Below are 12579 nucleotides of genomic sequence, written 5' to 3'. Positions count from 1 at the left end.
TGATTTTATTAAGATTTAACTATAGCAAATTAATGCTTACCAAAGATAATAAAGTGTAATTAAGAATCGGCCGCTTTTAAGGGATTTAAGTAAGTAATTTTTGTTTCTTCAACGCAAAAATTATAAAAGATTTATGTGAATTTAAAATATAATTTATTTAAAATGATATAGAAATACAACATTACCAGTGTAGGCAGTTTTTGTTTGTCCTTTAATATCAAGATTAGCTTCAATAACAACCTTGGTAATTCCCCTTAAATCTGAAATGGCAATTAGTTTAGCCCTTAATTGTATTTCATCATTTACAAGCACAGGCTTGTTAAATTTAAATGATTCTATGCCATAATTCACTTCCATTTTAACATTTTGAATATCAGCAATTTGTTTCCATAAATATGGGATTAGCGATAAGGTTAAATATCCATGAGCAATTGTGCTTCCGAAAGGGCTTTTTTCCTTAGCCTCTTCCGGATTTGTATGTATCCATTGAAAATCTAGTGTTGCGGCGGCAAACTTATCAATCTGAGCCTGATCTATTTTATGCCAATTAGAAGAACCTATTTTGCAACCTAAATATGATTTATATTCTTCGAAACTGTTAATTATAACCATAACATTTTAACCTTTTCTTTTTGGGGTTTTAAAATAAAAAAATACTTATTTGTGATGTGTTTTTAAAAGCAAATAAACTTAAAATTAATAATGTAAAGCAAATTAACTAAGAAGCTGGCAATAACTTTTCTGTCATAAAAATTTCTTAATTTTCAGCTTCAATCCCTTCTTCATACATTGTATCAATAGTATCGGCATATTTTTTTTCAATAACGCGGCGTTTAATTTTCATCGTAGGCGTAATTTCACCTTCATCAATATTAAAAGGATTACGCTTTATTTTGAAATTTTTAATGCGTTCAAATTTAGCAAGTTCATTTGAAATTTTCTTAATATCTTGCCCCATCCACTCAATTATATCTTTATTTTGAATAAAAGGATCAGCTTCTTCAAAAAATGAAGGTTTAAGGTTGAAGGTTTCTTCTAATGTTTCACGATTTGGAATGATGATGGCGGTAATGAATTCTCTTTTATCGCCAATTAAAAACAATTGTTCAATTTTAGGGCTTTTCAGATAGATGTTTTCTACAGGTGTAGGATAAACATTTTTGCCATAAGCATTAACGATCATATTTTTCAAACGATCTGTAATTTGAAGATTACCTTTATAAAAGCGACCAATATCACCTGTATGGAACCACATTGCCGCATCAATAGCTTCAGCCGTTTCTGCTGGTTTGTTAAAATAGCCTTTCATAACACAGTGGCCACGAACAATTACTTCACCCTCTCCACATTCAAAATCTTCTTTAAAAGTTTCATGTGTTTGAATATTTATAATTTCTTTAGATTCTACGTCTTGAACACCAACTTCAATACCTGGAATAACGCGGCCAACTGTTCCATAAATTTGTCTATGGTATTCTGTAACCGACATTACAGGAGAAGTTTCAGTTAAGCCAAAACCTTCCAATATTTTAATGCCTAAATCGCCGAAAAACTCTCCAACGTTTTTTGGTAAAGCTGCACCACCAGAAATCATAAATTTTAACCTCCCGCCAGTTTTTTCTTTAATTTTGCTGAAAACTAGCTTTTCGGCAATTCCTTTCTTTGCTGATAAAATTAAACCTGGATTTTCGCCTGCCTCCTTTACTAAGCGATATTTATTTCCCATTTCTAAAGCCCAGGTAAATATTTTAGCTTTTGTTCCACCACCTGCTGTTCCAGATTTAATTGCTTTGTCGTGAATACGTTCTAATAATCTTGGTACACAACTCATCACCGTTGGGCGAATCTCGCCCATATTTTTAGCTAAGAGTTCTAAACTTTGAGCAAAAGCAATTTTACAACCTTGGGCACAACAAACATGATAAGTTGCTGTACGTTCAAAAACGTGAGAAAGTGGTAAAAATGAAAGAAATGTTTCCGTGCTGTCTATTACAGGGATTTGCTGTAAACAAACCTCAACATTTTTAACGAAGTTATAATGAGTTAACATAACTCCTTTTGGAGTGCCGGTTGTACCGGAAGTGTAAATTAATGAAGAAACATCATGTGGTAAAACTGAATTTCTGCATTGCTCTATTTCTGCTTTTTCAGCCACTGTAACCTGATGTTTAAGCGCTAAAATATCCGAGAATGCAATTACCTCAACATTTACATCGTTAGGGATGATTACCTTTTCAAAATCTTTGAAAGCAGGTATTACATATTTTAGTTCTTTACAGTTTGCGGCAACCTTCAATATCTTACGAAATAAGAAATTATTTCCTACAAGAATACCTTTTATGCCTGAGTCATTTATGATATAAGCTACTTCCTGTTCAGAAAGAGTAGGATAAATTGAAACGTTAATTACACCAATTTGTTGAATACCCTGATCATAATAAACATATTCAGGAGAATTTTCTATCATTAAACCCAATCGGTCGCCTTTTTTTATTCCTTTTTCAAGAAAATATGCAGAAACAGCATCAGCTCTTTTTAGGGTATCATCATAAGAAATTTCTGTCCAATCCATCCCTTGTTTGTGTATAAGAAAGGTTTCTTCAGGTTTATGAATGTTTTTTACAACATTTCTCAACAGGGTAGGCACAGTTGAAAATTCGTTAATTAATGGCATTGCTTGTAATTTGATTTGCTCGTTATAATTAACAATTATAATGCTTTTTGGTTTAAAAATGCAAAAGGGTGCCGAAAATATCGACACCCTTTATACTCTTATAAACTTTATAATTCTTTTATCAGAGAGATTTACTTTTAGTTCTAATTATTTTAAAAAGAGAATGATAATTTTGATCATTGAAAATTAGCTAAATATGAATTTAGTTGTAGGGGGCAGAAAAGGCTCCATCAGTTACTAAAATAAATTTATTTCCACCGCTTAATTTTAATTTTCCTGAAAAAGTACCCTTTACACCCCAATCTGTTAAACTTGTTATTTTTAATGTGAAATTCGTATTTGTTTCTCTGCCGCCACTGTATACACTTGTTCCATTAAGCTTTCCATCCTTATAATTTTGTATATAAAACTGTCCATCAAGTTCTGGTGCTAAAGTACCTGCTACCGAATAGGTTTTTTCTTTTGCTCCCTCTCCTGGAATAACCAAATCAATACCGAAACCGGTAATCATATCTTCCTTTTCCCATCCTGATATTACCACGAAGTGAATTTCTTTTCAGCTGGTTTATCATTTGCATTCACTTTAATGTTAAAATTATAAGCTTTACCATTCAATTTACAGGTTAAGTATTCTTCAGAATTACTGCCATTATTCCCATCTTTGCTGCAAGATGATGCACTGATAAGTATTGACAAAAAGAGTATAAAAAATATTTTTTTTCTCTGCATTTATCTTTGATTAAAGAATAAAAACTTAATTCTAATAAGTGAGTTGTAAGGAAGTTTAATAAACTTTGTTGTATTAATAAATAACCATTTTGCGTCATTGCCAGTTGAAACGAAACCTAGTTTCATCAGAAGACAAAATCGATTTTTAAGCAATGACACACAATTTAATGGCAAATGAGCGCATACTTTTATGAGATATTAATCGAACTCTGGTCACTAATTTTTATTAGATTAACTTCACAAATAGGTTTTTTTAAAAGTTTGTACTATTTACAAAATACCGAGTACAAATATTAAATTTTTATATGTTGAAACTAATATTGACTTATTTATTTTATTTTAACTGATATTTCCCCATCGTCCAATCCCTCAATATTTTTTTCTGTAAATGTTGAGGGTGCGGTTTTTTGTAGAGATTTTAATAGATTTTCAGTTGTTCCCGAGTGTTGTACCGTAATGGTAGAACCCGTAGAACTAAATTTCATTTTTGTACTTTCAACGCCTTTGCTGCCCTGAACATTATCATTTATGGTTTTTAATGAAGCAAAGGTAACTCCACTTAATTTTATAATTGTTTTGGCATCACTTGTACTTGCAGAGGCAGTTTTTTTCTTTCCAAATAAACTACCAATTTTGCCAGCTGTATTGTTTGTTCTATCTGCTGTGTTTGTAGCTCGGTCAGCCTTGTTTAAAGATCTGTCAATTTTATCCAAAATCCCTTGTGCATTTACTGATGTTATGCCAATTGCTAAAAAGGCAAAACAAATTATTAATGTTTTTTTCATAATTAATTATATTAAATGTTTTTCTTAAAATGTTTAATAAAATTAGAATGAAGATTGATTGCAATCAATACCTGTAAATATGCATTTGCTTTATACCTGTAAACAGGTATATTTACTAATACTAAAATAATATGTTTTATAATACTTACTTTTTATTATAATTATATATAAGGTAGTGCTTTAGTCGCTTCACTTTTGTAAATATTAATTTAAATTAGTTATCCCACATTTAAACACAAGATATAGGTAAATGCAAAAATCAATTACTGTAAAGAGATGGTTGTTCATAGGCTTTTTATTTTGCATCTCTTTTAAACTCAATGCGCAGCAATACATACCCTTAAATGAACATAAATATCTGGATAGCCTGAATAAGATGCTCACTTCAAAGAATACAGATAGTTTACTTGCAAGAGCTAATTTTTTATTATCAGATTATTGGCGTTTAAAAGATACTATAAAGAGTAAGGCATATTTACTTACAAGCAAAAAACAGGCACAAAAATACCCTTTCCTTAAAACTGCATTTTACTTTTACGAAGGACAGTATTACACGGCTAATAATAAAAAAAAAGCTGAAGATGCGTACGCTGTTGCCTGCGCAGAGTTAGTAAAATATAATAATAAAGATGCTAAGCAACTACTTGCATATAGTTGGTTTAATTATGCACTTGTTAAGCGAGCAGAGAAAGGGTATGAATTTTTGATAGATATTATTTTAAAAAAAGTTATTCCATTATCAGAATCCATAAATGATACAGAAAGAACTTCATATTATTACACGCAATTGGGTACAGCTTTTATGTATAATGCGCAATTTACTAAAGCAGAAACACTATTCGAAAAAGCAATTTTATTAGTAGAAAATAAATACCCAAATTCATCAACCATATTACTTGCTTATCTTTCTGCAGCTAGTAATTACTGTTACCTGATTAAAACTAAACAGGCAAGGGCGATGCTTAACCGGGCTGCTAAAATACTTAAACCTTATCCAGAATCGATTCAATATCCACTTTATTATTATAATGAGTCTATGTATTACACCTCTAAGCAAATTCCAAATCGGATATTGGAAAATGCAGATAAAGGAATGATACTTGCCAAGGCTTACAACCAAAAAATGTTGTATCAAATGCTTTCCTTTCGGAAACATGAGGTTTATATTAATTCAAAACAATATGATAAAAGTAAAGATATTTTATTGGATTTACTTTCTTATGGTCCACTCAGATCGGATGAAAACAGTAGGAAAAGTATTTATGGACAATTAGCGAAAACAAATGCAAATTTAGGTTTAATGAACGAAGCATATAATTGGTTAGTTGCTTACAATAAAATTAATGATAGTTTAAATGACGCAAGACTTAAGGAAAAAATTAATGCACTTGAAATTAAGTTTAGAAATGTAGAAAATCAAAAGAAAATAGAGCAGCTTCAAATTGAAAAGGAAAAATCAATATTATCAGCCAAAAATAATCGATTAACAATATGGCTTCTTGCTACGGTAGCGGCCTTCTTATTGATTATCACATTTTTTACTATAAGTTATTACAAAAATAAAAACAAACTTATCACCTCAAATGCGATGCTCGAAGGTGAGGAAAAAGAAAGAACCAGGGTTGCAAGAGATTTACATGATGGTTTAGGAGGGATGCTATCGGGAGTTAAAATTAAGTTATCTGGATGGGCAGCAAATAGGAATAGTAAAACCAACGATCCTGAATTAGAAAGGATAATCTCACAGCTTGATAATTCTGTAAAAGAACTTCGCCATATTGCCAGAAATATGATGCCCGAATCTTTATTAAGGTTTGGATTGAAAACTGCTTTAAAAGATTTATGCGAATCGGCAATTACCGATGATGTTTCTATTGATTTCCAACCTTATAATTTGAAAAACGATTTACCTTCGAAAATACAATTTACTATTTATAGAATCATTCAGGAATTGCTTTCAAATGCTGTTCGCCACGCAAATGCAAAACAAATTATTGTTCAGTGTAGTCAAAATGAAGGAACATTTTTTATAACTGTAGAAGATGACGGTAAAGGTTTTGATAAAAGATTATTAGAAGAAAAGCAGGGAATGGGAATGAGTAATATTAGAAACAGGGTAAATTATTTGAATGGAAAATTGGAAATACTATCTGATGAAAGCCAAAAAGGAACAACCGTTAATATTGAATTAAATGTTATATAAAACTCGATTAGCCATTGTAGACGATCATCCTGTGGTAATTGAAGGCTTGCAAAAACTTCTTCTAAATGTTGATGAAATTGATTTAGCAGGGACTTTTACCAGTGGAAGTGATTTTATTCAATTCTTAAAAAATAGTAGCATTGAATTGGTAATACTTGACATTTCTTTACCTGACATTAATGGAACGGATTTATGTAAACAAATAAAAACCATTGCCCCTGAAACTATTGTTTTGGCTTTTAGCAATCATACTGAAAGAAGTGTTGTTATGAAAATGCTTCAAAATGGAGCAAGTGGTTATTTACTTAAAAATGTATCGGCAGTTGAGCTTTTAAATTGTATCAATGAATCATTGAAAGGCCAAATCGTTTTTAGCGAGGCGGTAAAGGAGATTATTACAAAACCAGGATTGCAAAATTTTAGTGAAATTCCTAAACTTACAAAAAGAGAAAAAGAAATTTTATGTTTAATATCGGAAGGTAGAATAACAATAGATATAGCAAAAATGCTTTTTTTGAGTAAATTAACTGTGGAGACACATAGAAAAAATCTTTTACAGAAATTTAAAGCGAAAAATGTAGCAGAATTAATAAAAATAGCCTCTAAAGAAGGGTTCTTATAGAGGCTGTTTTTATTAATAAGATCTTATACAGAGAAACTTTCGCCACAACCGCAAGTACGGCTGGCGTTAGGATTTACAAAATTAAAACCTTTTCCATTTAATCCGTCAGTAAAGTCTAATTCAGTTCCTGCCAGATAAAGAAAAGATTTCATATCCAATGCAATTTTAATTCCTCTATCTTCAAAAAACTGATCGCCTTTTTGCTCTTCGTTATCAAAATCTAAATTGTAAGATAAACCAGAACAACCACCACCTTTTACAGAAACACGTAAAAAATAATCAGAGCCCATTTCAGAATCCTGCATTAAGTGATCAATTTTGTCTTTTGCTTTATCTGTTATCGTAATCATAGTATCAAGATTTGCGTATCAAGTATTAAGACTGGATATCGAGGATCAATGTTTAAAAATCTAAACTTGATCCCTAATACTTTTGTCTTGCTACTAATTGCTAGTGGTGCGATTTTTCTAAAACAATTGCCTCTAAGCCATTTTTAACGCGATAATCGTTAATAGCTGATTTAATTGCATCTTCTGCTAAAACCGAGCAGTGAATTTTTACCGGAGGTAAAGCCAATTCTTCAACAATATCCATGTTGTCGATGGTTAAAGCCTCATCAATTGTTTTTCCTTTTAACCATTCTGTAGCTAAAGACGAAGATGCGATAGCCGAACCACAACCAAATGTTTTAAATTTAGCGTCAGTTATTACGTTATCTTCGCCAACTTCAATTTGTAAACGCATTACGTCGCCACACTCTGGTGCGCCAACTAAGCCTGTTCCTACAAATTTGCTGTCTTTATTTAATGTACCTACGTTACGTGGGTTATTGTAATGGTCAATTACTTTTTCTGAATATGCCATAATATTTTTGATTTTAGAACCCCACCCCAACCCTCCCCAGTAGGGAGGGAGCTGTAAAAGCCCACTGTTAATTTTATTTTTATTCGTTTACTAGATTTAATCGTAACTCATCAATCTACAATCGTAAATTAATTTAGTGTTCTGCCCACTCAATTTTACTCAAATCGATTCCTTCTTTAAACATTTCCCAAAGTGGAGAAAGTTCTCTCAAGTGATTAACTGCTTTTTCTGTAACTGCAATAGCCTGGTCAATTTCTTCTTCTGTTGTAAATCTTCCTAAGCCATAACGTATAGAAGAATGCGCCAAATCATCAGATAAACCTAAGCTTTTCAAAACATAAGATGGCTCTAAAGATGCTGAAGTACAAGCAGAACCTGAAGATACAGCTAAATCGCTCATTGCCATCATTAAACCTTCTCCCTCAACATATTTGAATGAAATATTGGCAACGTGTGGTAAACGATGTTGTGTATTACCATTAACATAACTTTCTTCCATTTTACTTAAAGTCGACTCTAACTTATCGCGTAAGCCAGATAAACGAATGGCTTCGCTTTCCATCTCTAAACGGCAAAGTTCACAAGCTTTACCTAAACCCACAATACCTGGAACGTTTAATGTACCGGAGCGCATTCCGCGTTCGTGACCACCGCCATCCATTTGTGAAGTTACTTTAACTCTTGGGTTTTTTCTACGAACGTAAAGTGCACCAACGCCTTTCGGGCCATACATTTTATGTGCAGTGAAAGCCATTAAATCTATACCGTCAGTATTTACATCAACAGGTATTTTACCAACTGCTTGTGTGGCATCAGTCATAAACAAAGCACCATGTTTGTGTGCAATTGCAGAGATTTCTTTAACTGGCTGTATAACACCTATTTCGTTATTTCCATACATAATAGAAACTAGAATGGTTTCAGGTGTCATTGCAGCTTCCAATTCGGCTAAATCAATTAACCCATCTTCTTTAACTCCTAAATAAGTTACTCGTGCACCATTTTTTTCAAGGTGCTTACAAGTATCCAATATTGCTTTATGTTCGGTAACCGCGGTAATAATATGGTTGCCTTTTTCTTTATACATTTCGAATACGCCTTTAATGCCTAAGTTATCGGCTTCAGTAGCGCCTGAAGTAAAGATAATTTCTTTTTCAGTACAGCCGATTAATTTGGCTACCTGCTCACGAGCATAATCAACTCCTTCTTCGGCCACCCAACCAAAAGCGTGATTACGGCTTGCAGCATTTCCAAATTTCTCGGTAAAGTATGGTAGCATTGCTTCTAAAACTCTTGGATCTAGAGGAGTAGTTGCATTATTATCTAAATATATCGGCTGTTTCATTTCAGTTCTGTTATTTGTAATACAAAGATACGAAAAAACTTATTTAACAATTATAAATAATAGCTATGATGGTATAGTTAAAACCTGCATTTTTACATTCACATAACCTTAAAATCTATGAATAAGATAGAACACATCGGTATCGCCGTAAAAGACCTTAATAGTTCGATAGATATTTATCAGAAACTACTAAACACTGATTGTTATAAGACTGAACAAGTGGAGTCAGAATTTGTAAACACAGCCTTTTTTAAAACTGGTGATAACAAAGTTGAATTACTCGAAGCAACATCGCCAGATAGCGCCATTGCTAAATTTATAGAAAAAAAAGGGGAGGGGATTCATCATATTGCTTTCCTGGTCGATGATATTTTAGCCGAAATGGAACGTTTGTACAAAGAAGGATTTGTTTTGTTGAGCGATTCGCCTAAAAAAGGAGCTGATAATAAAATGGTTTGCTTTGTTCATCCGAAAGATACCAATGGTGTATTGATTGAAATCTGTCAGGAGATTAAGTGGATTTAAAGAATGGAAAATGTAAGAATGTAAAATGGATGATGTGTTTGGCATATTCTTCATTCTCTCGTATGTAAGAATTTTAAATCAATTGCAGATGCTTTTTATTTGAAAATGAATGGTATTGCATTTTATCGGTACCAGCAGTCCTGCTAACCGCTTTACTCCGCAATCAGCCGAAAAGGCTGATGCTCCATGTTCGCTTTTATCAGGTTTATTAAACTTAGTTTTGTGGTCCTTAGCGTAAAGCAAGATCCTAAAATCCTATAATCTCAAAAATCCTGTTACGTGCAAATAATTAATATCATCGGTAAAGACGTCGATATAGATGAGAATCTATCAAAGAGTCAATTGCGAGAAGTTCTGGTCGATGCATTTGCTTATTTGGTTGATAATGATTTTTCTAAACTCATTCAGATTTTATACAAAGCCGATGTTGATCAATATAAATTAAAAGAGCTACTCGAAACTACTGATGGTAAGAGTTCCGCAGAGGTAATTGCTGATGCATACATTGCTAGGCAACTTGCCAAAATCGAAACCTGGAAAAAATACAGCCAATAAAGGCTAAAGTTGAAAGATCAAATCAAGACTTAATTTTTCTAAGATTTACCTTTGGAAAAAGACAAAAACTTATTTCTATTAAAAATACAATGCTTTGGTAATAAAAGCTATTTTTTCCGTGTATTCTGTGTTTCCGTGGCGAATGACTAAACGCCCGATGAAAAATTTGATGATTTAATAAATTTTGGTGCCGTTCTGTGTTTAGTTGCCTGCTCGTAAGCAAAAGCCATTGATAAAACTTTAGGTTCCTCATAAGCCCCAGCCATAATTGATAACCCTACGGGCAACTCGTAAATTTTGCCCATTGGAACTGTAATATGTGGAAAACCTGCCATTGCAGCCGGTGAACAGAAATAAAAGCCATTGCTGTAATCGCCGTTAAATAAATCTATGCCCGATGGAATGCCATAACTCGTTCCTGCAATTGCATCCAATTTATTTTTTGTCATTAAATCTGTAATTATTTTCCTCGAGGAGATTACTTTTTCTAATGCTTCTTTATATTCTTTACTATTGATGTCGGGCGCTTTATCGCTACTTTCTAAAGTTTCTTGCTTAAAATAGGGCATTGCTGTACTTACATTTGCTTTATTGAAAGCAATCACTTCTGTTAACGTTTTAACTTTTGCATTTGCTTTCGACAAATAAGCATTTACACCATCTTTAAATTCGCACTGTAATACCGTAAAACTTGCAGAACCAATTACCCTCATTTCTTTCAAAAGGTCTATTTCAATAATTTCAGCACCTAATTCTTTAAGTTTTTCTATTGCAATCTTATAAAGTGTAACCACACCTTCGTGTCCGGTTAAGAATGATTTCTCAATACCAATTTTTGTTCCTTTTAAAGCATCATTTTTTAGAAATGTGGTATAATCTTTCTCCGATTTTCCTTGGCTATTTTTTGTAACCTGATCATTGTTATCTATTCCGACTAGTGTTGAAAGTAAAATTGCAACATCCGTTACATTTCTACCCATTGGCCCAGCGGTATCCTGTGTTTTAGATATTGGAATTATCCCGCTTCTACTTAGTAGGCCTACAGTAGGTTTCAAACCTACAATCCCATTATAAGATGATGGTGCAATCACAGAACCATTTGTTTCAGTTCCAATGGCGATGGCGCAAAGATTTGCAGAAACTGCAGCGCCCGAACCAGAACTCGAACCACTCGGACTTCTATCCAAAATAAATGGGTTTTTCGTTTGTCCGCCACGGCTACTCCATCCACTGCATGAGCGTGTTGAACGGAAATTTGCCCATTCACTCAAATTTGTTTTCCCTAGAATTACAGCACCTGCCTCACGAAGTTTCTTAACGATAAAAGCTTCTTCCTTAGCAATATTTCCTGCTAAAGCTAATGAGCCAGCAGTTGTTTGCATTTTATCCGCTGTATTAATATTATCTTTAATTAAAACAGGGATTCCATGCATTATACTTCTCATTTTGCCTGCTTTTCGTTCTTCATCCAGTATTGCTGCAATTTTTAAAGCATCAGGATTTATTTCTATAACTGCATTTAATTTCGGTCCGCTTTTATCAATCTTTTCAATCCTTTTTAAATACAGCTTTGTGATGGATTTTGAAGAGGCTTTCCCGCTTTGCATTAATTTTTGTAATTCGGTTATCGTAACTTCATTTAAATCAAAATCATCTTTAAATTCAGTTATTAAATTATCATCGCTAACTATTGCGGCTGATGCTGGTATACCAATTGTTGTAATTAAACCTGCAGCAGTACTGCTTTTGATAAAATTTCTTCTATTCATTGGGATGGTTAAAGAGGTTGGAACAATAAATATAGATTATAAATACTTTAATTAAATAGATTGTAAAAAAAACAATAATTTTAAATTCTAATTTAGGTTTGTATTTCATAAATAAAATTAAGATATTTGCATCCTCTAAAATAGAGATAGAAAAGACTAACAGGAAGGTCATAAGCGTTGTTGCCAGCAAATTGCAAAAATGTTCTTGATGCTTTCAACACAAATAACTAAAATAATATTCAAATGAAAAAAGATTTGCACCCTACAAGCTACAGACCAGTTGTTTTTAAAGACATGTCAAACGAATATGCTTTCTTAACAAAATCTTGCGTAGATACAAAAGAAACTATTAAATGGGAAGATGGTAATGAGTATCCTCTTTATAAATTAGAGATTTCTCACATGTCGCACCCTTTTTATACTGGTAAAATGAAATTGGTTGATACTGCAGGACGTATTGATAAATTCAAAAACCGTTACGCTAAGAAATAATTTTAGCTGTAAAAAG

General features: G+C 32.6%; 14 protein-coding genes. 5 read left to right on the top strand and 9 right to left on the bottom strand.

Annotated elements, in window-relative coordinates; genetic code table 11:
• Positions 1-153: 153 nt before the first annotated feature.
• The 5 genes from IEV50_RS16850 to IEV50_RS16830 form a co-directional block, all read right to left on the bottom strand.
• On the bottom strand, positions 154-612 hold the full coding sequence (locus tag IEV50_RS16850) for a MaoC family dehydratase (protein WP_188416579.1): 459 nt from the start codon (positions 610-612) through the stop codon (positions 154-156).
• A gap of 145 nt (positions 613-757) precedes the next feature.
• Positions 758-2674: an AMP-dependent synthetase/ligase gene (locus IEV50_RS16845; RefSeq protein ID WP_188416577.1), complete on the bottom strand. Its 1917-nt coding sequence runs from the start codon at positions 2672-2674 to the stop codon at positions 758-760.
• 202 nt (positions 2675-2876) lie between these two features.
• Positions 2877-3215 carry a hypothetical protein gene (locus IEV50_RS16840; protein WP_188416574.1) on the bottom strand — a complete coding sequence of 113 codons (339 nt, stop codon included), beginning with the start codon at positions 3213-3215 and terminating at the stop codon, positions 2877-2879.
• Complete coding sequence (locus IEV50_RS16835; protein ID WP_188416572.1) at positions 3209-3403, bottom strand: hypothetical protein; 195 nt, start codon at positions 3401-3403, stop codon at positions 3209-3211. Before IEV50_RS16835 ends, IEV50_RS16840 begins: the two co-directional genes overlap by 7 nt.
• Positions 3404-3732: 329 nt before the next feature.
• Positions 3733-4188, bottom strand: coding sequence for a hypothetical protein (locus IEV50_RS16830; RefSeq protein ID WP_188416570.1), 456 nt, complete (start codon positions 4186-4188; stop codon positions 3733-3735).
• A 250-nt stretch (positions 4189-4438) separates the two neighbouring features.
• On the opposite strand from IEV50_RS16830, the gene IEV50_RS16825 reads away from it, so the two are divergent.
• Entirely contained in the window at positions 4439-6391 is a 1953-nt protein-coding gene (locus IEV50_RS16825; protein WP_188416568.1) for an ATP-binding protein, read from the top strand.
• Positions 6381-7013 carry a response regulator gene (locus IEV50_RS16820; RefSeq protein ID WP_188416566.1) on the top strand — a complete coding sequence of 211 codons (633 nt, stop codon included), beginning with the start codon at positions 6381-6383 and terminating at the stop codon, positions 7011-7013. Before IEV50_RS16825 ends, IEV50_RS16820 begins: the two co-directional genes overlap by 11 nt.
• 23 nt (positions 7014-7036) lie before the next feature.
• Here IEV50_RS16820 and IEV50_RS16815 read toward each other — a convergent pair whose 3' ends face one another.
• The 3 genes from IEV50_RS16815 to IEV50_RS16805 all read right to left on the bottom strand — a co-directional run bounded on the left by IEV50_RS16815 (position 7037) and on the right by IEV50_RS16805 (position 9222).
• Positions 7037-7363: a HesB/IscA family protein gene (locus IEV50_RS16815; protein ID WP_088300521.1), complete on the bottom strand. Its 327-nt coding sequence runs from the start codon at positions 7361-7363 to the stop codon at positions 7037-7039.
• 100 nt (positions 7364-7463) lie between these two features.
• The gene (iscU, locus tag IEV50_RS16810) at positions 7464-7877 is read right to left on the bottom strand and encodes a Fe-S cluster assembly scaffold IscU (RefSeq protein ID WP_109924825.1); all 414 of its coding nucleotides are present in this window, start codon (positions 7875-7877) and stop codon (positions 7464-7466) included.
• A 133-nt stretch (positions 7878-8010) separates the two neighbouring features.
• A complete protein-coding gene (locus tag IEV50_RS16805; protein WP_188416564.1) occupies positions 8011-9222 on the bottom strand; it encodes an IscS subfamily cysteine desulfurase in 1212 nt (403 codons plus the stop codon).
• Positions 9223-9339: 117 nt separating this feature from the next.
• Here IEV50_RS16805 and mce point away from each other — a divergent pair, with 117 nt between their 5' ends.
• A complete protein-coding gene (mce, locus tag IEV50_RS16800; protein ID WP_188416562.1) occupies positions 9340-9747 on the top strand; it encodes a methylmalonyl-CoA epimerase in 408 nt (135 codons plus the stop codon).
• 279 nt (positions 9748-10026) lie between these two features.
• Positions 10027-10302 (top strand): hypothetical protein, encoded by a 276-nt coding sequence (locus tag IEV50_RS16795; RefSeq protein WP_188416555.1) that lies wholly within the window; start codon positions 10027-10029, stop codon positions 10300-10302.
• Positions 10303-10448: 146 nt separating this feature from the next.
• On the opposite strand, the gene IEV50_RS16790 is transcribed toward IEV50_RS16795, so the two are convergent.
• Positions 10449-12071: an amidase gene (locus tag IEV50_RS16790; protein WP_188416552.1), complete on the bottom strand. Its 1623-nt coding sequence runs from the start codon at positions 12069-12071 to the stop codon at positions 10449-10451.
• A 243-nt stretch (positions 12072-12314) separates the two neighbouring features.
• On the opposite strand from IEV50_RS16790, the gene IEV50_RS16785 reads away from it, so the two are divergent.
• Complete coding sequence (locus tag IEV50_RS16785) at positions 12315-12563, top strand: type B 50S ribosomal protein L31 (RefSeq protein ID WP_056872608.1); 249 nt, start codon at positions 12315-12317, stop codon at positions 12561-12563.
• Positions 12564-12579 lie beyond the last annotated feature (16 nt).

This window comes from Pedobacter mendelii (assembly GCF_014635725.1).
Lineage (GTDB): Bacteria > Bacteroidota > Bacteroidia > Sphingobacteriales > Sphingobacteriaceae > Pedobacter > Pedobacter mendelii.
This window is presented reverse-complemented; position numbering and strand designations above follow the sequence as displayed.